This window comes from Peribacillus sp. NPDC097675 (assembly GCF_050277655.1).
Classification (GTDB): Bacteria; Bacillota; Bacilli; order Bacillales; family DSM-1321; genus Peribacillus.
In genome coordinates this window covers 64,119-86,029 of record NZ_JBNNSK010000014.1, presented here as the reverse complement: position 1 = coordinate 86,029, position 21,911 = coordinate 64,119, and the positions used below count along the sequence as shown (strand labels likewise).

18 protein-coding genes, 1 rRNA gene and 1 riboswitch are annotated in these 21,911 nt (G+C 42.8%); of the genes, 8 read left to right on the top strand and 11 right to left on the bottom strand.

From position 1 onward, the window contains the following. Positions 1 to 66: ribosomal RNA gene (locus tag ACQKL5_RS18795) — 16S ribosomal RNA — on the bottom strand; the annotation flags it as partial. Between the two features lie 293 nt (positions 67 to 359). Then, positions 360 to 1,223 (bottom strand): nucleotidyltransferase-like protein, encoded by an 864-nt coding sequence (locus tag ACQKL5_RS18790; protein ID WP_427610399.1) that lies wholly within the window; start codon positions 1,221 to 1,223, stop codon positions 360 to 362. Positions 1,224 to 1,411: 188 nt separating this feature from the next. Between ACQKL5_RS18790 and ACQKL5_RS18785 the strand changes: the two genes are divergently transcribed. After that, a complete protein-coding gene (locus ACQKL5_RS18785; RefSeq protein ID WP_427610398.1) occupies positions 1,412 to 1,774 on the top strand; it encodes a YgzB family protein in 363 nt (120 codons plus the stop codon). Positions 1,775 to 1,831: 57 nt separating this feature from the next. On the opposite strand, the gene perR is transcribed toward ACQKL5_RS18785, so the two are convergent. The 5 genes from perR to ACQKL5_RS18760 all read right to left on the bottom strand — a co-directional run bounded on the left by perR (position 1,832) and on the right by ACQKL5_RS18760 (position 5,586). Then, a complete protein-coding gene (perR, locus tag ACQKL5_RS18780) occupies positions 1,832 to 2,269 on the bottom strand; it encodes a peroxide-responsive transcriptional repressor PerR (RefSeq protein ID WP_427610397.1) in 438 nt (145 codons plus the stop codon). A 149-nt stretch (positions 2,270 to 2,418) separates the two neighbouring features. Then, a complete protein-coding gene (locus ACQKL5_RS18775; protein ID WP_427610396.1) occupies positions 2,419 to 3,363 on the bottom strand; it encodes a D-2-hydroxyacid dehydrogenase in 945 nt (314 codons plus the stop codon). A gap of 146 nt (positions 3,364 to 3,509) precedes the next feature. Further along, positions 3,510 to 4,619, bottom strand: a complete 1,110-nt coding sequence (locus ACQKL5_RS18770; RefSeq protein WP_427610395.1) for an aminopeptidase — start codon at positions 4,617 to 4,619, stop codon at positions 3,510 to 3,512. Positions 4,620 to 4,630: 11 nt separating this feature from the next. Then, positions 4,631 to 5,101, bottom strand: coding sequence for a thioredoxin-dependent thiol peroxidase (gene bcp, locus ACQKL5_RS18765; RefSeq protein WP_427610394.1), 471 nt, complete (start codon positions 5,099 to 5,101; stop codon positions 4,631 to 4,633). A gap of 62 nt (positions 5,102 to 5,163) precedes the next feature. Next, complete coding sequence (locus tag ACQKL5_RS18760) at positions 5,164 to 5,586, bottom strand: ion channel (RefSeq protein WP_427610393.1); 423 nt, start codon at positions 5,584 to 5,586, stop codon at positions 5,164 to 5,166. Positions 5,587 to 5,874: 288 nt separating this feature from the next. After that, positions 5,875 to 6,068, top strand: a riboswitch (cobalamin riboswitch). 140 nt (positions 6,069 to 6,208) lie between these two features. Here ACQKL5_RS18760 and metE point away from each other — a divergent pair. After that, a complete protein-coding gene (gene metE / locus ACQKL5_RS18755; protein WP_427610392.1) occupies positions 6,209 to 8,503 on the top strand; it encodes a 5-methyltetrahydropteroyltriglutamate--homocysteine S-methyltransferase in 2,295 nt (764 codons plus the stop codon). Positions 8,504 to 8,507: 4 nt separating this feature from the next. Further along, entirely contained in the window at positions 8,508 to 8,984 is a 477-nt protein-coding gene (locus ACQKL5_RS18750; protein ID WP_427610391.1) for an acyl-CoA thioesterase, read from the top strand. A 41-nt stretch (positions 8,985 to 9,025) separates the two neighbouring features. On the opposite strand, the gene ACQKL5_RS18745 is transcribed toward ACQKL5_RS18750, so the two are convergent. From ACQKL5_RS18745 to ACQKL5_RS18735, 3 genes are read right to left on the bottom strand one after another with little or no spacing between them, the layout of a single operon-like run. Then, the gene (locus ACQKL5_RS18745) at positions 9,026 to 9,811 is read right to left on the bottom strand and encodes an ABC transporter permease (protein ID WP_427610390.1); all 786 of its coding nucleotides are present in this window, start codon (positions 9,809 to 9,811) and stop codon (positions 9,026 to 9,028) included. 4 nt (positions 9,812 to 9,815) lie between these two features. Further along, positions 9,816 to 10,607: an ABC transporter permease gene (locus ACQKL5_RS18740; protein WP_427610389.1), complete on the bottom strand. Its 792-nt coding sequence runs from the start codon at positions 10,605 to 10,607 to the stop codon at positions 9,816 to 9,818. Positions 10,608 to 10,648: 41 nt separating this feature from the next. Then, the gene (locus tag ACQKL5_RS18735) at positions 10,649 to 11,656 is read right to left on the bottom strand and encodes an ABC transporter ATP-binding protein (RefSeq protein ID WP_427610402.1); all 1,008 of its coding nucleotides are present in this window, start codon (positions 11,654 to 11,656) and stop codon (positions 10,649 to 10,651) included. A gap of 153 nt (positions 11,657 to 11,809) precedes the next feature. On the opposite strand from ACQKL5_RS18735, the gene ACQKL5_RS18730 reads away from it, so the two are divergent. Beyond that, positions 11,810 to 12,130 carry a hypothetical protein gene (locus ACQKL5_RS18730; protein WP_427610388.1) on the top strand — a complete coding sequence of 107 codons (321 nt, stop codon included), beginning with the start codon at positions 11,810 to 11,812 and terminating at the stop codon, positions 12,128 to 12,130. Between the two features lie 49 nt (positions 12,131 to 12,179). Here ACQKL5_RS18730 and chbG read toward each other — a convergent pair whose 3' ends face one another. Beyond that, on the bottom strand, positions 12,180 to 12,926 hold the full coding sequence (chbG, locus tag ACQKL5_RS18725; protein ID WP_427610387.1) for a chitin disaccharide deacetylase: 747 nt from the start codon (positions 12,924 to 12,926) through the stop codon (positions 12,180 to 12,182). Positions 12,927 to 13,144: 218 nt separating this feature from the next. Here chbG and ACQKL5_RS18720 point away from each other — a divergent pair, with 218 nt between their 5' ends. The 4 genes from ACQKL5_RS18720 (at position 13,145) to ACQKL5_RS18705 (ending at position 21,861) form a co-directional block, all read left to right on the top strand. Further along, on the top strand, positions 13,145 to 14,434 hold the full coding sequence (locus ACQKL5_RS18720; RefSeq protein ID WP_427610386.1) for a glutamate-1-semialdehyde 2,1-aminomutase: 1,290 nt from the start codon (positions 13,145 to 13,147) through the stop codon (positions 14,432 to 14,434). Positions 14,435 to 14,776: 342 nt separating this feature from the next. After that, a complete protein-coding gene (locus ACQKL5_RS18715; RefSeq protein ID WP_427610385.1) occupies positions 14,777 to 19,249 on the top strand; it encodes a glutamate synthase-related protein in 4,473 nt (1,490 codons plus the stop codon). Positions 19,250 to 19,544: 295 nt separating this feature from the next. Beyond that, positions 19,545 to 20,636, top strand: a complete 1,092-nt coding sequence (locus ACQKL5_RS18710) for an FUSC family protein (protein WP_427610384.1) — start codon at positions 19,545 to 19,547, stop codon at positions 20,634 to 20,636. A 304-nt stretch (positions 20,637 to 20,940) separates the two neighbouring features. After that, a complete protein-coding gene (locus tag ACQKL5_RS18705; RefSeq protein ID WP_427610383.1) occupies positions 20,941 to 21,861 on the top strand; it encodes an EamA family transporter in 921 nt (306 codons plus the stop codon). Positions 21,862 to 21,911 lie beyond the last annotated feature (50 nt).

The window sequence follows — 21,911 nt, the reverse complement described above, 5'->3', positions numbered from 1 at the left end:
CTCGACTTGCATGTATTAGGCACGCCGCCAGCGTTCGTCCTGAGCCAGGATCAAACTCTCCGAAGAAATGTTTGACTTGCTCATTTTGCTTTTTTTATAGTGTGTGCTCACTCAAAATTTACGTTGGCACTTTGTTTTGTTCAGTTTTCAAAGAGCAATTTGTTTTGTCGTTTACTCCGTAAGCGACTTTTACATCTTATCATGTTTTCGTTTGTTTTGTCAACATGTTTTTTGATGTTTTTTTATTTTATTAAAGCTTCGTTGAAGCTGCGAAAGCTGATGTCCCGCAGCGACATGTATTAATATAACACCTATATTATTATTGGTCAATACTAAAAATGATTTTTTAAGATATTTTTTTATACTTGATAAAATCGGTGATAAACTTCGTGTCCCTTTGTCTCCGCTCTAATGGTATCCACGACTTTCTTTTCTATTAAGTATTCTAAAAGAACACCTATATCCAGTGAATAATAACTTAGTTCAGGATGCTCCATTAACTCCGCAATGCTCCAAGAACCTTCTTTTGTATTCATTATTTCGATCAAATGCAAAGAGCCAGCATTTGTACGGGAGTAGATAAGGAACTCACTAGCTAGAAAAAGAAGTTCCAACCTTTTCTCCAAGGTTTCTTCACTACTTATTAGTTCTTCATACAGCTTATATATTTCTGGCTCCATATGTTTCACTTGATTCCACACCGTGACCTCAGGGTGAAAACCTTGTTCAATTATCTCCAAACGCGCTAGATGATGTAATGAATGAACAATATGATTATAAGCGTCCAAGTAATGACCATTTTCGAAAAAGTCTTTTCCATCTCTATATCTACGAATTAATTTCGCAAATTCCATGCCCATTTTCAGCTTTCTTCCATAGAAGGGAAACTCACGGATTTCGGATTTCAATTGTTCCATGTATTCATTGCGATCGAACAAAATCTTCCCGTTATAAATCCAATCCACGACTTTTCGATTCGACCCTAGCAAAATCCATTCTCTTACTTGATTTTCTTTTACAACGTGTAAAGCAGCTTTTTTATCTTGATAGGTATAATGTTTTAAAAAAACGGGTTCCTCTGCATCATCGACAATGACAAAAAGAATATAATCAAACGTATCGGTTATCGGACTATTATGTTCTCTTTTTTCTATTAACAAAATTCCTAGGGTAGACTTTAAACTTGCTCGCTCTTGATAAATCGGGCGAAGGATATCTTCCATTATAAATTCCTCCAAAACCTTTTTTCTTTTTACATTCGACAATTCTCTTCAAAAATCCTGTTTTTTTACCCAGATGATATATCCAATTTTCAATTCGTTATTCAATAGTCATTAGTATCCTTTATTTCTTTTTTGTTCCAACCTTAGTTTATGTTATAGTTAAAGTTATATTTTAGGAGGGTCTAACCATGGCTAAATATTCTAGCAAAATCAATAAAATCCGTACGTTTGCTTTAAGTTTGATCTTCGTCGGCTTCATCGTGATGTATATTGGTCTATTCTTCAAATCGCACCCTATCGTCATGACACTATTCATGGGCCTGGGACTCTTATTCATTATCGCAAGCACAGGCGTGTACTTTTGGATTGGAATGCTTTCCACAAAATCTGTCCAAGTTATCTGCCCGAACTGCGGTAAACCTACGAAAATATTAGGAAGGGTCGATATATGTATGCATTGTAATGAATCGTTGACCCTTGATAAAAAATTAGAGGGCGAAGAATTCGACGAAAAATATAACCGTAAAAGTTTGAACGACTCATTGAAATAAATGTAGTTGTAGCTATTTTACAACAAAAAAAGTTCCAACCAAGTGGCGGAACTTTTTTTAGTGCGCTTCTTTCTTTGCACAATCTGTGCAGTCTCCGTAGATTTCCATCCGATGGTGACTTACGTTGAATCCGGTGACCTGTGCTGCAAAGTGTTCCACTTCATCCAAAGCTGGATAATCGAAGTCAACAATCTTACCGCAGTTTTGGCAGATTACATGATAATGATTCGTTGTTACGAAATCAAATCTTGCTGAAGAATCACCATAGGTAAGTTCTTTAACCAATCCCACTTCACGGAACACGCGCAGATTATTGTAAACCGTAGCCACACTCATATTTGGAAACTTTCCTTCTAACGCTTTATAGATATCATCAGCGGTAGGATGAGACATGGAGTTTATCAAATACTCAAGGATTGCATGGCGTTGTGGAGTTATTCTTACACCGGTATCTTTAAGGGAATCCAACGCTTCTTTCAATTGAACTTCAGACACGTCATCCACCTCTTTTTCTAATCAAGTATGAATTATTACATTATAATGTTTATAAATAGTGTACTCCCCATCAGATAGGTTTGTCAATCTTTCTACATCCTTAGTTTATTCACCTTTCCTTTATATATTTCTTGTTTTTACAAGTGATTCTAGTATCCCTTTTTAGGGTCGATGACATTAATGAAATCATTTCCTTTTCGAAGATATTCTTTCATATTTTCTTCAAAAATCGCAAAGGTCCTTGGTAAATATTCACTGCTTTTACTTGATAGATGTGGTGTTACCGTTACATTGTCCATGCTCCAGAATGGATGGCTCTTTTCTAATGGTTCCGGTTCGAAAACATCCAAGATTGCATGAGCCAGTTCTTGCTCTTCCATGACCTCCACGAGCACTTCTTCTTTTACAAGGTCTCCACGTCCGATGTTCACGAAAACGGCTGAGCTCTTCATCGCCTTAAAATGTTCTTTCTTTAATAAATCCTTTGTTTCAGGTGTACTAGGTAAGACACTCACGATGTAATCGGCTTTTGGCAATGCGTCCCCTATCTCAGTAAGTGCGTATAGATGATCAATGTGTTCAACGGCTTTTCCGCTTCGGTTAACCCCTAGGGTATTCATTCTAAATGCCTTGGCTAGACGTGCCACTTCCCCACCGATAGCCCCTGTACCAAGAATCAGCATCGTTTTTCCATTCAATTCACCCACTTCTATCTTTCGGTCCCATATTTCGGCTGCTTCATTCTCAATTAGTTGTTTTAATTTTTTTTCATACTGCAGCAGCATCCCCATAGTGTATTCTGCCATTGGGACTTTATGAATTCCTCTTGCATTCGTCACCATGATTCCACGTTTCTCAATGGAATTCATAGGCATTAACTCCAGACCGGCGCTCATGACCATGATCCATTTCACATTCACGGCCCGTTCAATGATCTCATCTGTTAAATCTTCTCCATATGTAATAAGTATTTCCGCTTCTTGAAGTTTTTCATCCGTCCATGTTTCTTCGTAATAGAATGTCAGATCAGGGAATGCATCTGTCATCTTTTTTTGAATGCCTTCATTTGGAATGATTGTTGAAAGTATTAACATGTTTATCTCTCCTTTTCTTTACATAAAAAAACACGGGCACTGTATGTCCCGCGCAACTTTTCATGAGGAGGTATTCCCTTACTTAATCATATTCAGGGGTCCTCTTTTTGAGTTGGACAAACGCCTCTCCCTATTAAAAAGGGCTTTTATTTAAAGTGATCAGGATTTAAATGGCCTAATTCTGGCGGCACAAATAACCCATCCTTACGAACCAGTATATCATCAAAGTAAATGTCTCCTCCTCCATATTCTGGGCGCTGAATCAAGACCATGTCCCAATGTGAAGAGGAGTGGTTCCCATTATCGGCTTCTTGATAGGGTTGGCCCGCGGCAAGGTGAAGGCTCCCGCTAATCTTCTCGTCGAAGAGGATATCGCCCATAGGTTCCAGGATAAACGGATTGACACCCATTGCGAATTCCCCGATATAACGGGATCCTTCATCCCCATCGAGCAACTTGTTCATTTTGTCAGATTGATTGGAAGTCGCTTTCATGATTTTCCCCTCTTTAAACGAGAGTGTTATATCCTGAAAGACATCGCCTTGATAGGCAGAAGAAGTGTTGAAGGATATCGTTCCGTTGACACTATCTTTCACGGGCGCCGTGAATACTTCTCCATCCGGCAGGTTATGTTTTCCCGCGCAAATGACGGCAGGTATGTTTTTAATTGAAAACGTGAGGTCTGTCCCCGGCGAAAGGATTCGAACTTGATCGGTCCGCTCCATCCATTCCTTCAACGGCTTCATGGCCCTTTCCATTTTTCGATAATCCAGTGTGCATACGTTTAACAAGAAATCTTCATATTGTTCAAAGCTCATGCCGGCTTTTTTTGCCGAACCGGTGGTCGGAAAATTCAACAGAACCCAGCGCCGATTATTGACGAAGAACATCGTGGACGTTTTCATGGCGGCCTCTTGAAGGTGATATCTTTCAGGAGGCACAATCGCCCCTCTCTCCTCGCTACCGTCACCGGACACGATGATGAGAGCATCCACATCTTCATATTTCTTATAATTCCACTCCGATAAGGTATCGAGCTGTTCCTTAACATTCCCTCTTAGCAAATGACTAGTGATTTCATCATCTTCGAGTTCCGCATAAGGATAAGCACCCATTCTATAGGCTTCATCAATCAGTTCCTTCAATAGAGCTTTGGCTGCTATAGGTCCACGGATCAGGACCCTCTCCTTCTCCTGCAATCTCAATGAATGATGGATCAGCCGTTCCGCAAGCTTGGTCAGACGCTCATCCTTCATCAGCCTGTACCTTATTTTTCTAAGTCACGAAGAGTTTCTAATGCTTCTTCAACGTGGCCCTTTACTTTGACTTTTCGCCATTCTTTCACGATTGTCCCTTCCTTATCAATCAGGAAAGTCGAACGCTCAATGCCCATATATTCCTTACCAAAGTTTTTTTTCAATTTCCAGACGTCGTATAGTTCAGCGGCTTCTTGCTTTTCATCCGCTAGCAAAAGGAACGGCAGTCCATGTTTTTCAATGAACTTTTCATGACGTGCTGCTGGGTCCGGGCTAATGCCAATGATGACAGCATCAAGCTCTTCGAATTGTTCATTATGGTCACGGAAATCACAAGCCTCCGTTGTACAACCGGGTGTCATGTCTTTTGGGTAAAAATATAATACAACGTGTTTACCCTTGAATTGTGATAGGGAAACTTGTTCTCCATTATTCGCTGGTAGTTGAAAATCAGGTGCTTTTTCTCCAATGTTAAGCGTCATTCTAACCCCTCCATTTCTTTCATTATGGTAAGCGTACCCAATAATCGAAAGAAACACAACTTTCATTTCTTCTTGTTTTTCTCCTTCTGCTCGAAATCGATTACGGCCCTGATCACAAAGGCAGCCGGAAGCGTGTAGCCAATGAATGCCTGAATCGTCGCAATCATCCGGCCAATCCCGATAGGCGAGATATCCCCGTATCCCACCGAGAACATCGTCATCGCACTAAAATAAAAAGAGGTCTTCAATTGCTCAGAAAAGGTTCCATCCAAACGATTTCCCATATCAAGAATCACCGAATGATTCTGAAGCTCGTATAATAAATAAATCAGTGCAAAACCAACTAATAATGTCGCATATAAATTGCCGAGCCAGAGCATATCTTCTAGAGAAAACTTCTTCGCCTCCGACTCAGAAAGAAATAAGGTCCGAATGCTCATCACCATGCAAAAGATAATCCCCGCAATCAAAATATAAAAGGTCATCCCCTACGCCTCATTTCAAAACCACCCACTCCCCTTATACATACTCTTAAAGCAGTCAATATATGCTCGGTTTAGGGGTCAGACCCTATTTCCCAAACACTTGAGAACATGGGAAACACAGATGTATCAGGGGTTTCGACGATATACAGTGGGGGTCAGACCCCATTTCCCGACTTTTTTCCTTGTTGACCCATACAATTGGGGTGTGCTAAGATGGGTTAAATTTTTATAATATTTTATATTATCAGAATTCTGTTATCTGTTTTTTTATGGACGAGGTTTTTATGAATTTCATATGTGGAGATAGGTTCCTAATTTTTTAGGATGAAAAGGGAAGTCCGGTGTAATTCCGGCGCGGTCCCGCCACTGTAATGGGAATGTTAGGGCTATGTTTGATGCCACTGATCTTTATGATTGGGAAGGCTATAGCCGCTAAGTTTGATTCCTTGAGCCAGGAGACCTGCCTATTTCGACAACACTGATTTAACCTACGGGAGATAGGGAAGTGTTAGGGTCCTTATAATGATAAGGGGTATTTACCTGCCTCTTTATTTTAAGCATTTCTGACTTTCTCTTTTGACGGTTAGGGGTGCTTTTTTGTTGTTCATTTTAATCAAAGGAGATGGTTGGTTTGAAAAGTAGCAATATAGGATACCCTCGAATCGGTGAGGATCGCGAATGGAAACGTACTTTGGAAGCCTACTGGGCTGGAAATTTAGATGAGAAGGAGTTTACGGATCAATTGGAAGCGGTCCGTTTAGGCAATTTGCAGAAACAAAGAAATCAAGGCATCGATATCATTCCCGTCAATGACTTTACGTTATATGACCAAATGCTCGATATGTCTGTCATGTTCGGCCTGGTGCCAAAACGCTATTCGGCTTATAAAGGCGGCGATGTTCCTCTTTCCGTTTATTATTCAATGGCTCGTGGAAACAAGGATGAAGTCGCCTCCGAAATGACGAAGTGGTTTAATACGAATTATCACTATATCGTTCCAGAGCTTAAACAGTCCCAGCTCAATTTAACAGAAAACAAACCGCTTTCCGCTTACCAAGAAGCCAAGGAAAAGCTAGGAATTGAAACGAAACCCGTTTTAATTGGGCCCTACACGTTCATTTCATTGTCCAAAGGCTATGATCAAAAAGATCTTCCGGCCATCATTCTCAGTCTTTTGCCCTTATATACGCAAATATTGCAGGAGCTAGAACAAGAAGGCGTACAGTGGATACAAATCGATGAGCCATCCCTTGTCTCTTCCCTTTCTTTGGATGAGATGAAAACTGTTACCTACCTGTATGAAAAATTGAATGAAGCTGCACCCGACCTTAATATCATGCTGCAAACATACTTTGACGCTGTAGAGCATTATCAAGAAGTCATCGATTTGCCAGTTCAGGGGATCGGCCTTGATTTTGTCCATGACAAAGGAAAAAACCTCAGCAACCTTCAAACAATTGGTTTTCCGGCAGATAAAGTACTCGGAGCCGGTGTAATTGATGGAAAAAACATTTGGCTCGCAGATTTAACGAAAAAAATCGAATTGATTGAATCCATTAAGAAACATGTTGCCGAAAACCTTATCTGGCTTCAACCATCCTGCTCCCTGCTCCACGTTCCCGTGACGGTTCGAAATGAGACCTCCCTGGAAAGCGAAGTGAAAGAAGCACTTGCCTTTGCAGATGAAAAACTTGAAGAAATCACCCTATTAGTCAAAGGGAATAATCAAGGTCTTCAGGCAATCGCAGAAAAGGTGGCAGCCAATAAAGTCGCCCTCGAAAAGCTGAAGAATTCTAATGCCCGAAACCATAAAGACGTGCATACAGATGTCGAACAGGCAAAGCTACAAACACATGGCCGTACGCTGCCTTTTAAACAACGCTATCAAAAGCAACAGGAATTTTTCAACCTGCCTTTCCTTCCAACGACGACAATTGGAAGCTTTCCGCAGACAGCCGAAGTCAAACAGGCCCGCGGGAAATTCAAGCGCGGTGAATGGACCACTGAGCAGTATGAAACATTCGTGAACGAGGAGATCAGCAGATGGATTGATATCCAGGAAGAAATCGGCTTGGATGTCCTTGTACACGGGGAGTTCGAACGGATGGATATGGTCGAGTTCTTCGGACATAAGCTCGGTGGATTCGTCTTCCTTGAAAAAGGCTGGGTTCAGTCTTATGGCTCCCGCTGTGTAAAGCCGCCCGTAATCTATGGCGATGTCCATTTCATTAAGCCAATGACAGTCAAGGAAAGTGTGTATGCCCAAACATTGACCGAGAAAAAAGTTAAAGGCATGCTGACCGGTCCTGTAACGATATTGAACTGGTCGTTTGAACGTGATGATATTTCACGGGAAACAATCTGCTATCAATTGGCACTGGCCTTGAAACAAGAAGTAGAAGCATTGGAATCAGCTGGAATCAAAATGATCCAAGTCGATGAGCCTGCTCTGCGTGAAGGTCTTCCATTGAAAAAAAGCGACCGTGGAGAGTATCTAAACTGGGCGGTTCATTCGTTCTTGATTTCCACTTCGAGCGTGGAAGATACGACGCAAATTCACACACATATGTGCTATTGCGATTTCAACAGTTTCATGGATGTCATCTCTTCCCTCGACGCGGATGTTATTTCAATCGAAACATCTCGAAGCCACGGGGAGCTCGCTTCCGCCTTCGAGGAAAAAACGTACGAAAAAGGAATCGGTCTTGGGGTGTATGACATTCATAGTCCTCGCGTACCTGCAGTGGAAGAAATGGTTGATATGATTGAACGCGGCATCAAGGTGCTCGATAAAGATCAATTTTGGATTAACCCGGACTGTGGGTTGAAAACAAGGGGCGTTCCAGAAACCGTCGCTTCTCTGAAAAATATGGTCGAAGCTGCAACAATCGTCCGGAATAGACTATTGGTCCAATAGGAAAATGAATAATTATAATACGTCGATTCCCGTTCAACAGTCACGGACTTTTTTAACGGACCTTGTTTTCCCACCCGATACGAACCATCACAATACCATCTTTGGGGGTAAAGTGATGGCTTACGTCGATAAAATTGCCTGCATCGCTGCGATGCGCCATTGCCGCAAACCGGTCGTGACCGCCTCTAGCGACTCCTTTGATTTTCTGGCCCCCATTAAAACGGGGGATGCGATCAACTTAGAAGCCTATGTTACCTGCGCCCATCGGACATCTATGGAGGTCTTTGTAAAAGTGGAACGGGAGAACCTATTGACTGGCGAAAAGCAACTTACCGCTCGTGCCTTTTTAACGATGCTTGCTATAGACGAAGTTGGAAAGCCCATACCAGTTCCACAGGTCCGACCGGAAACGGAAGAAGAAAAACGGCAATACGTCCAAGCGCAAGCCAGATATATCGAGAGAAAAAATAAACGCATATAGGCAAAAAATCCCTTCAACAGTTTTTCTGTTGAAGGGATTTTTTAGTTTCCTGCTCCGCGATACCTTTTCACTCCCTGATTCCAGATGAAGATCGAGATGATGAAAAAGGCGACTCCTATGACAGGGGTGGCGAATGCATAGGCATACCACTCTTCTTTTCTAAGAAAATAGGAAGCTGGATACACACCGACAAAGGCAAATGGCAACACCCATGTCAGGACAAAACGGATGACTTTGTTATAAATATCAACCGGGTAGCGGCCGTAGTTCCCGATGTTGTACATCATCGGCATGATGGACGTTTTGGCGTCCGACCAGAATCCAATGCTTGCAATCGCTACGAAAATGGCTGCATACGCCAACGCACCACCGATTGCAAACAGCACAAAGAGAATCGGGTCGTACCAAGCAAGCTCCAAGTTTAACGAAGTGCCGGAATAGAAGATGATGATCAATCCGGTCACTACTCCAAATAAAGATTCAAGCTCTATCCGTTCTAGGATGACTTGAAAAAGGCTGTGAATGGGCCTGGTCAAAATCCGGTCCATTTCCCCTTTGACAATATAGCGTTCGTTGAAATCCCAGATGTTAAAAAAGGATGAAAAGAGCGCAAACGGAATCAAGAAAAAACCGTAAATGAAAATGATTTCATCCCGGCTCCATCCACTCAGGAATTCCGTGTGCCCGAAGACCACTAGGATGAAGACCAGATTCACGACTTGGTTCAACAAGTCAGAAAGAATTTCGATGAAGAAATCAGCACGGTATTGCAGTCTTGTTTTCATATACTGACTCACATATTGAAAAAACATCGATACATAAAACATCCCATCAACCTCCTTGAATAATCAGCTGTTTTTTTGCGACTATCCATAAAACCTGGATGGGGATGACGAGAATGATGACCCAGATCAATTGCTGTAAAAGAGCCATGCCGATTTCTCCCGCGCCGTATCCATTCGTGAAAATCATGCTTGGCACATAGCTGATTCCTTGGAATGGCAGGAATTTCATGATATCTTGTGCCCAGATTGGATAGAAAGAAATGGGCAACAGTAACCCCGAAAACAAATCGACAATGACTCGTTTTGCCCGTATCAGCCCAGCATTGTTATATAAGAAGAATGTAGTGATTCCCGTTAATAAGTTAATTTGTGTATTGATGATAAAGCTGAATAACAGGGAAATACCGAAAAGCCCCCATGTCGCTGGTTCATTGGGCAAATGGATAGGAAAAATAATGGCGACGAGCAACATGCCGGGAATGGAGAAGAAAAAGAAACGGAAAATCCCCTCACCAAGTCCTTGCATCGTTTTCATGCCTAAATAGTTATAAGGCCGTATCATCTCTATCGCGACCTTGCCATCCTTGATTTCTGTGGCAATCTCACGGTCAATATTGTTGAAATAGAAGGCGCGCGCCATCCAGGCAACCGCAACATAGGTTGTCATCTGCATGCCTGATAGCCCTTCTATTGAACTCTTCTCTCCGTATATCGCATTCCATAAGAAATAATAAGCACCGATGTTGATGCTATAAATTAAAATACCGGTATAATAATCGGTTCGATACGCAAGCATCATCAAAAAACGCATGCGAATCATTGCAAGATACTTTCCCATGGTCCTCTCCCTTCTTGGTAGACACACTTTTTCTGAAAGAGTCAGACCGTGCCTTCTTCATAAATATTACGAACAATTTCTTCAATGGACGTTTCGTGGATTTTGACGTCCTTGATTTTGAAACGTGATACGACAGCGGCGACAAGCTGAGAAATATGATCGTTTTCCTCTTTCAAAACGGCTATGTATGTGTGATTTTTTTCGTCGTACTCCCAGTCCACGTTGAATGGCAGTGCTAGGGATTGAATTTCATGCAATTCGACTGGCTCAATGAATTGGAAATGAACTTGCTTATCCTCTGCCCAGTTGTCTTTCAGGCTTTGCAACTCCCCATCATAGATGATTTGCCCTTCATCAAGCATGATCACGCGCTCGCACAAGGCTTCAATATCCCCTAGGTCGTGTGTGGTCAGGAGGATGGTCGTGTTATATTTTTCATTGATTTCCTTTAGGAACTCACGGATTTTCAATTTCACTAACACATCAAGACCGATCGTTGGCTCATCCAGGAAAAGCAGCGGTGGATTGTGAATCAATGCCGCGGCTAATTCACACCTCATCCGCTGGCCTAGGGAAAGCTTACGCACCGGCTTATCGAGCAAGGGCCCGATATCTAACGTTTTGATTACATGTTCCATATGATCGTTATATTGTTCATCAGACACTTTATACACTTTTTTCAGCAACCGGAAGGATTCCTGTACGGCGATATCCCACCACAGTTGTGAACGTTGCCCAAAGACGACCCCGATGGTCTGCGTGAATTTTTCCCGTTCTTTATGCGGATTCATGCCATTGACCACGATATCGCCGGATGTCGGTTCCAAAATGCCCGTCAGCATTTTGATCGTTGTCGACTTGCCTGCCCCATTTTCTCCGATATACGCTACCATCTCACCCTTTTTTACAGTAAAATTGATATCGTTAACAGCAGGCACTACTTTATAATTTCTTGTAAGTAAGTCGCGGAAAGCCCCTTTTAACCCGGATCGACTTGATGCCGACTTGAATTCCTTCCGCAAATGTTTAACCTGGATTGCATGGCTCATTTTGTTATTTTCCTCCATAATTTCTTGTCCTAATCAAATAGTTTAGCCAACCTAAGCTTTTTAAACAATAAAAATGCTTGGATTTTAGTAGGCTATTGTTAGGCCGAATTTCGATGTTGTGTGCGATACCTATATAAAGGAGACAAGTATGCTATGAATATAAAAAAGTTATTACTCACGCAAATAGAGAAAATCGCATTGGAACTTCGTTATGATTTCTTGTATGAAGACGAATACGATCAATTATTATGCCAAATTGTCCAACGGGATTCCTCCGGATCGATTGAAGACACTCCTTTAAGCTTTCATTTACATATTAATGAAGAAAAAGGAAATGGACACCTGACCTACTATCAAACTCAAGGCGAAATCAAACGCCAAACCTTCAACATCGAAAACCCTGACACCATCCTTGACATCCTGACCTTCATAAAAGGAATTTTGGGGTCAGACCCCATTTCCCAAACAGAATAATGCATCCAAAAAGCTGCAACGGCAGGGGTTACAGCTTTTTGGATGGGGGTCAGACCCTATTTCCCAGCTCTTTATAAGAGACTAATTGGATGTTGCGTGCTTCTATGGCTTTTTGGATTTCCGGGTCTGTGAGGATGGACATTTCCTTTACGCGCGGCAGAGCATATGAGCTTCCGGTTAGGATTGCTTCGTCTATATAACCCGGATGGCACATGATTTCGACTGTCTCGAAAGCAAGACTTGAATCTAGGATGTCAATTAAGTCACCTGCCATCAAGTTGGATCCGAAGAAATCCGTTATTAATCTATCAGTCGATTTTATATCAGGAATCTCGTGATGCGAATCCTCTAATTTCCTAACTGGCACGCCATACTTTTTCGCTATCTTTTCAACAACGGGAAAAACTTTTTCCAGGCCGTGAACATGGTGATGACTGTCTATATGTGTCGGTGCCAGTCCTAGAGATAGGAACCGCTCCATCTGACTGTTCAATTCTTTCTCTATATCCATGGGATCAGCACACTTGGGCATATCCCCGATTCGATGAAATTCACCGTCCTCCCTCACCAATGAAGGAACATCACTACGCACCGGTCGGCCACAGGTCAAAACCAAATGAACCCCCACCCCTAGGTCTTGATTTTCCTTAGCTAGAGCTGCAGCATGTTCAGTTCCTGGCATATTGGCCATCAAGGTGGCTGAAGTCACGACACCATTCTGAAAACATTCAATGATTCCCAGATTAATTCCCTTACAATACCCGAAATCATCCGCATTCATAATCAACTTTGTCATTCTTATCCCCCTTCCATAATCCTTACCTACTACTATGAATATACCAGACCACGGGGGTCAGACCCTATTTCCCAAACAAAATAAATTGAATAGAAGCTTGATATATAAGGGGTCGGGCTGATTGATTTGGGGGTCAGACCCCATTTCCCAGGGATTTTCGACTTAAAAAGTGCTATGATTAGAAGGGATTATGTTTGTATTTTTAGGAGGTTTTTAGATTGGATTTTACTAATTCGGAAATTATACATAAAGAGGCTTTGGAGCATATTGTTGGTGGGGTTAATAGTCCTTCACGTTCTTATAAAGCTGTGGGCGGCGGTTCGCCGGTGGCCATGGATCATGCTAAGGGAGCTTATTTCTGGGATGTTGATGGCAACAAGTATATCGATTATCTAGCGGCATACGGCCCGATCATCACGGGTCACGCCCACCCTCATATCACAAAGGCCATCACAAAGGCTGCGGAAACAGGTGTGTTATACGGTACGCCGACGAAGCATGAAGTCACCTTTGCCAAAATGTTAAAAGAAGCGATGCCGGGCCTAGATAAAGTCCGTTTCACCAATTCTGGTACGGAATCTGTCATGTCCACCATCCGTGTAGCCCGCGCTTACACAGGTCGTGATAAAATCATCAAGTTTGCCGGCTGTTATCACGGTCACTCCGACCTTGTATTGGTTGCTGCAGGTTCTGGTCCATCCACACTTGGAACACCCGATTCCGCCGGTGTCCCAAAAAGCATCGCACAGGAAGTCATCACGGTTCCTTTCAATGATATCGAGCCATTTAAAGAAGCGCTGAAAAAATGGGGCAACGAAATTGCCGGTGTCCTGGTCGAACCGATCGTCGGCAACTTTGGTATCGTCGAACCGCACCCTGGATTCTTAGAAGATGTGATTTCGTTATCACACGAAGCTGGAGCTCTTGTCATTTTTGATGAGGTCATTACAGCATTCCGCTTCATGTACGGCGGGGCCCAAGATTTACTTGGCGTTCAACCTGATTTGACCGCTCTTGGAAAAATCATCGGTGGAGGCCTTCCAATTGGTGCCTATGGCGGTAAAAAAGAAATCATGGATACGGTCGCACCATTAGGACCCGCTTATCAAGCAGGAACGATGGCTGGAAATCCAGCTTCCATGCTTTCTGGGATTGCTTGCTTAGAAGTGTTGAAAGAAGAAGGCGTTTACGATGAGCTTGATCGCCTAGGAAAAATCCTGGAAGACGGCATCCTTAAAGCGGCTCGCCAATACAATGTGCCAATTACGATCAACCGCCTAAAAGGTGCCTTGACCATCTACTTCACCACAGAAACAATCGAAAACTACGAGCAGGCTGAAAATACAGACGGCGAAATGTTCGGTAAATTCTTCAAGCTCATGCTTAATCAAGGAATCAATTTGGCCCCATCTAAATATGAAGCCTGGTTCCTGACAACGGCCCATACGGATGAAGATATCGCTTATACTTTGAAAGCGGTTGAACATGCATTCAAGAACCTAATATAAGCTAGATAAAAGTATAATTATGCAATAACCATTCAACCCCAAGATGAAAATTCATCTTGGGGTTTTCTCATTTCAGCTGAATAAAACTTTTAAACTGGCTTTCATGGCTTCCCTACACAAATCACACCCTTTCACCCTATCCAATATACTGTATAAAAAATTGATTTCTGAATATTTAAATGATATGATACCAATACATTTATATCAAATTATTCTCTTTTATCTCAATTAAAAAACTTAAACTTTTTTAAGTTTACTAATAAAATAGTTTCCTCATTAAAATCAAAAGTCACAGGGGGTGAACGGCAGCAAATAAGGGCTATCCTTATTGACGCCAAACATATGACTCAACAATGGACACCTGCTACATTCAAAGAATTCTATAGGGAAGAACATGATGCATGCGGAATCGTAGCCTGTATCGAAAAAAAGAAAATTCCAACCAACGAAAACATTTTCGCTTGTATCGATGCCTTGGTCAAGATGAATCACCGTTGTGGTTTTATCAATGGCGAAGGCGATGGTGCCGGTATCCATATTGATATTCCCAGGGCTCTTTGGAAAAAGAAACTCGAAAAGGAAAACATCGATTCCCGCATTGTCGACGAAGATACTTTCATCGTCGGTCACTTATTTTTAAGCAGGAAAACGGATTCCCAGGAATTAAAAGCCGAAGTCAAAGAAAAATTGCAAAAACATGGACTATCCTTAGTCTTCGATACGGATAAAGCTTACCGCTCTGAAGCTCTAGGCCCGATTGCCATCCAAGAAAATCCTGTGTTCTGGCAAATCGCCTGTTCATCCACTACTACGAATCAGCAGAAACTTTCCAATGCCCTTTTTGAGCTGACTTCCGATATCGAACAAAGTGACTTCATCCACGTCGCTTCCTTAAGCCAGCATCATGCTATCTACAAAGTAATGGGTGCCGGAGATACACTCCCTGCCTACTATCATGATCTAGCCGACCCTCTTGCTGCCTCCACCATGACTCTTGGACATAACCGTTTTTCAACCAATACTCTATCAAGCTTTTTCCGTGTGCAGCCATTCAGTGTTCTCGGACACAATGGAGAGATCAATACCATCGCCAAATTGCGTGATGAGGCCAAGATGGTCGGGGTCCCGATTGCGAAAGACGGAAGTGATTCCCAGGACCTGAACAAAACAATCGAAACATTCATCTGCCGCCATGGCTACTCTCTATTCGAAGCGATTGACCTTGTTTTCCCGCCAATCATCAATGAAATCAAGGAATACCCGGAGCATCTGCAAAACCTCTATACCTATCTAAGGGAAGCATGGGGGCATTTTGCACAAGGTCCAGCAGGGATCATCTCCCGCTTTGGTGATGAGGCCGTATTCTCCGTCGATTCACTAGGCTTACGGCCGCTTTGGAATATCGAGACATCTTCATCTTATATGTTCACTTCCGAGCCTGGAATCATCCCTTCCTCCGAATATACAGGCGATCCAAGACCCATGGGGCCAGGGGAAAAAGTCGGGTTAAAATGGAACGGGGATCGTATTGAACTATACAACTACAAAGATTTCCAAGGGAAGGTATATGAGCGCTTCAGTGATCGTTTTGTCCTTTCGAATGACCTTGTTCGCCTGCAGCCACCTGTATTCGATAAGGTGATCACGATGACACAGCCTCAGGCCATCCATAATGGTCAATATAAAGCTTTCGGCTGGGAAAGAGAGCATGTTCAACTAGTGGAGCAGATGGCTGAAAAAGGTGCAGAACCGATCCGTTCATTAGGCCATGATGCACCTCTTGCCGCCCTTAACCCACAGCGGACCAATCTCGCAGATTTCATTAAGGAAAGTGTCGCCGTTGTAACCAACCCAGCCATTGACCGGGATCGGGAAACCGAGCACTTTTCCACGAGAACCATCATTGGGAGGCGTCCGTCTTTATTTGAAGCAAAAAAGGCAGGCCAAGTTACGGAACTTCTGACCCCTTTATTAATTGAAGGGGTAACCGGTTATGAATGTTCCTCTACCCTTTCACAACCAAGCTACGACCAATTCGTTCAATACAATCAAGAAAACAACCTAGCTCATTTCATTTCAAGCACGTTTACAGAAAAGGAAAGCATTCCTGAGGCATTAAGTAGAATTACCGATGAAGCCGTGAAATCAGTCGATGCAGGGAAAACGCTGCTCGTCCTCGATGACGCCCTCGCTCACAAAGATGGAAATCTCTGGCTAGACCCCCATCTTGTGACGTCTGCTGTCGATCAGGCACTGGTCAATTCAGGTAAGCGCCGGGACTGCTCGATCCTTCTACGTTCTGCATCCCTGAGGTCGTTGCATGATATCATCGTGGCCTATGGACTTGGAGCCAACTTGATTAGTCCTTATTTCATGTTCCTTTCTCTATCTTCCGATGACCTGAAAGGGGTCATGAATCTATATAACTCGTTGACAAAAGGGCTAGAAAAAGTCATCTCCACCATCGGGATTCACGAATTACGCGGCTATGGCCGCCTATTTTCAAGCATCGGGTTACATGAAGAAATTGCCTCTTATCTGAATGTGGCTAACTTTTTCGGATCAAATCAATTAGACTATGATTTTGAAAAAATCAAAGAGGATAGCATCCAGCGTGCATTGGACTTCGATAATGATAAAGAGCGGATGGGAAAAACCTTTCATCTGTTCCCCCGGATTTGGAAATCCATCGGGGAAGTCGCTTCCACCGGGAACTATGATGCCTATCGTGAAAAAATCACGGAACAGGAAGAATCAAATCCGACGACGATTCGCCATCTAACAGCACTGAAGAAGTCCGAAACGCCAGTTCCTTCCGAAGATGTCAGTCTAACAATCGGCGATCAGGAGTTACCGTTTGTCATCGCCTCCATGTCATTCGGATCCCAAAACGAAATAGCTTTTCGTGCGTACGCAGAAGCGGCCGAACGGTTGGGTATGATCAGTATGAATGGTGAAGGCGGAGAGATTAAAGATATGCTCGGAAAATATCCGAAATCCCGCGGGCAGCAAATTGCTTCTGGACGTTTTGGTGTCAACGCCGAACTCTTGAATTCTTCCAATCTATTGGAGATTAAGATTGGGCAAGGTGCAAAGCCTGGTGAAGGCGGACATCTTCCCGGCTCGAAAGTTACAGCGAAAATTGCGGAGGCACGGAATGCGACAATCGGTTCCGACTTGATCTCCCCTTCCAATAACCATGATATTTACTCGATTGAGGACTTAGCTCAAATGATCCACGAGTTGAAAACGGCAAACGACAAAGCCAAAGTGGCCGTCAAGGTGCCGGTTGTTCCAAACATCGGGACAATCGCCGTCGGTGTGGCAAAGGCTGGCGCTGATATCATCACGCTTTCGGGCTTTGATGGTGGAACAGGTGCAGCACGGATTCATGCCCTTGAACATGTCGGTCTTCCTGTCGAAATTGGCGTGAAAGCTGCCCATAACGCGCTACTTGAGTCCGGAATCCGGCAAAACATCGAAATTTGGGCGGACGGCGGGTTAAAAAGTTCAATGGATATCCTGAAGGTGATGTTGCTTGGAGCCAACCGTGTCGGTTTCGGTACCCTTTCCATGATTGCTGTTGGCTGTACGACGTGCCGTGGTTGTCACCTGGATACATGTCACGTCGGGATTGCCACCCAAATTGAATCGGAAGCACAAGCAAAGGAACATGGATTGCGTCGCTTCGTTCCTCGAAAATTTGATATGGCGGTTCAAGGATTGACAAATATGTTCACGGCATTTGGCCAGGAACTAAAAAGCCTGACGGGCGCACTTGGTGTCAAGAACCTTCAAGATATTGTTGGCCGCTCTGATTTACTCGAGCAAGTGAAAGGCCAGCAATCCCTGGACTTGGCCTATTTATTAAAGAACCTTGATATCACGCCATTCTCCAATAGGGAAAAAGAAGCTTATCTGAACGAAAGTTCTTTGCAGGTGGCAGTTGGGGCGGAATATCTTGATTCACATGTAGAAGAATTGCAGCAATCCCGTAGCTATAGTGGCATCACTTCCGAGCAACGGGTCCTTGGAAGCAGGGTTTCATGTCACCGCGTCAGGAACAGGTTGGATGGATCGTATAAAAAGCTTCCACCCGTCCACCTTTCCTATCAGGATGGTTCCATACCAGGTAATGGCCTTGGCGCCTATAACACCGAGGGCATCACGATTAGCGTAAATGGCGGTGCCCAAGATGGAATAGGGAAAACATCGATAGGTGGAAATATCGCGATTTTCAAATCACCGGGCAAAGATGGCAAGCTTTACAATGGCTCTGTCGGTAAAGGCTTCGGCTATGGAGCCCAACATGGCCTCCTTATTGCCCAAGGAGATGCCGATGCGAGGGCTGGTATCCGACTTTCAGGAGCCGATATGATTATTGGTGGCCTAGTGAAAAAGCCGATCCCGGAACAAGAAAATGGGAATATTGCCGTAACCTCGAATATCAAGGGATTTGCGTTCGAATATATGACAAACGGCAGAGGATTGGTTCTAGGTGATCCGGGTCCATGGATTTGTGCAGGCATGACCGGCGGTGTCGTTTATTTGAGGATTCAGCCGGAAGTTGGCTTAACAAAAGATGTCATTCAAAGAAGAATTGCAAAAGGAGCAAAAATTTCGATCGAATCTCTTTCCAAGAAGGGAATGCAAGACGTAAATGAGCTACTTGGCAAATATGTGGACCTATTAAACGAGCAAGGACAAAAAGAAGAAGCCGCCTCTCTTGGGGCCCTGCTCCATAATCCGGGCAATCACTTCCTTCAAGTTGTTCCCGTCAAGGAACAAGCAGATCCATCTGTATCTACAGAGTGATGATAAAAAAGCTAATGTCCCCTACACAGGACATTAGCTTTTTCCATCTTCCTTCACAGCAATCCTTAAATGAAAAGTGCAATTATTTAGATTGTCATAAAATCTTCATTTTTTCCTATGTGTAAAAAGCTTATAATTACTTTTACGGCTTTGCTTCATTACTTTTTGTTTACAACATTAAAAATTAGTGTAAAGTACTAACATATAAGTTAGAATACTACTTTAAGAATACCCTGTATAAAGAGGGCCTTCTTATCAGGAACAATTACATCAATAAGAAAGGATTTACCTATATATGAAGTTTGGTGCCCGCATTCTCAAAACAGGAATAGCGATTGTTTTAGCGCTTTATATTTCAGAATTGCTTAATCTTCCTGCTCCTGTCCTTTCTGGGATTGCTGCGATTTTTGCCATACAGCCAACCATCTACCGTTCCTATCAGACAGTGTTGGAACAAATTCAGGGAAATATCATCGGTGCCTTAGTCGCCATTTCCTTCGTATTATTATTTGGTAATGATATTTTCATTATCGGTTTGGCCGTTATGGTTGTCATTACTATAAACTTAAAATTAAAAATGGATAAGACGATCGTACTTTCTATCGTGACGGTCATAGCAATCATGGAAAGCCAATCAGGAGAATTTTTAAATTTTGCCTTTGTACGCCTTTCATCCGTTTTACTTGGAATTATTGCCTCATTTATTGTTAATCTTGTTTTTATCCCGCCGAAATATGAAGCAAAGCTCTATACACGCATAACAGATGTGACAGAGGATATATTGAAGTGGATTCGCATCAGTACTAGGCACGCTACAGAACATACCTTATTGAAAAAAGATATTAGCCGGCTAAAAGAAGATTTGCTTGATTTGGAGCATATCTATTCCATGTACAAAGAAGAACGTGAATATTTCAAAAAGAAAAGCATTGCCAAATCGAGGAAGCTTGTTGTGTATCGGCAAATGATCATCACGACGAAAAAGGCGTTCGAGACCTTGAGAAGGATTCATAAATTCGAAAATGAAATCAACCATATGCCGGAGGATTTCCAGAAGACCATCTTGCACCAACTGGATTCTCTCATCCGTAAGCATGAACAGCTGATTTTATTGCATATCGAAAAAATTAAATCCATCGACGAAATCGATGATTGGGATCAAGGTTCCTTGAGTCGAAAAGACCTTCTTGCCCTCTTCTTCGAGCAACAAATCGAGGTCGATGAAATGCATGATGACCTCGGGCACCTTTCCGCTCGTCTTGTACCATTGATTTCGTACATCATTGAGTATGATGAACAATTGGAGCATCTTGAAAAGCTGATAGTCAGCTTCCAATCTTACCATAAAGATGAGAATGAAGTGTCGATCCAATATGAAGAAGATTAATTAAAGAGACGGTTTACTAGAACCGTCTTTTTTGTTTTGTCTGTAGCCTCATGTCTATCAATCTCCTATGATTAGTTCCACCTATGGGAGAACTTCGTCTACTACATGTAAATTATCTAACTATAATGAAAATATGATTTTCCATTGACAATTATTCACAAACGAATTAAGCTAAAATAACTCATCACACAATCATGTTTAAACTCAGCAATTGCTGAGAGACGGAATTTTAAAAGGATTTTCCTTTTTTCGTTCGTCACTTGCCTTAGGCAGGTGGCGATTTTTATTTTTAGGGGTGAAAAACATGCAACTTTTGAAGTATTCAATCATGGTTCTAATCGGTTCCATCTCATACGGTACACTCTCCACAATGATGAAATTTGGATTCAAGGATGGTCACTCTTCTGGAAATCTAGTTGGCAGCCAATATTTAATTGGGTGGCTGATTGTCGCCGTTTTGTTCCTTTTTTCGTTTAAATATAAAATTTCGTGGAAAAATGCCGGCTTGCTTGCTATTACAGGTATGATGTCCGCGCTTGTCGGAAAAGCATATGCTGTGGCCGTTGCGGAACTTCCAGCTTCGATAGCCGTCGTATTTCTATTTCAGTTCACTTGGATTGGCGTACTCATCGAAAGCATCATCAACAAAAGGCTTCCTGACAGAAGTAAGGTCCTCTCCATCTGTCTGCTGTTCGTAGGAACATTATTTGCAGGTGCAATCTTTGGCCAGTCCTTATCTGCCCTTAGTTTGACCGGGGTATTATTCGGTCTTCTGTCAGCCTTGCTTTTTGCTCTTTATATGCTTTGCAACTCTAAGTTCGCAGTTGAAGAGCCTTCGATGAAACGCTTGTTTTTCATTGCGACAGGTGCCATGCTGACTGCGGTTTTCACAACCAACCCGGTAACACTTGCCACCAACCTTATCGAAACCAACCTTTGGCATTTCGGTCTTTTGCTCGGCACGCTTGGTGTTGTAATTCCTTTCTTTTTCTTTGCCGTCAGTATGCCGAAAGTCGGTGTCGGTCTTGGGACGATCCTTTGTGCGGCGGAATTGCCTTCCGCGATGGTCGTTTCAGTCATTTTCCTCGGCGAAGGCGTCACACCGCTTCAATGGTTTGGGATGTTCTTGATTATCGTAGGAATCGCCTTGCCGGAGTATTTAAAGTATTTGATGAAAAAGACTCATACCAAGAAAAAGCCTATGTACGAAAAAAAGGCCTCTTGAATAAAAGGATGGATGGAGCAAATATGATTTGCTCCATCCATCCTTTTTGC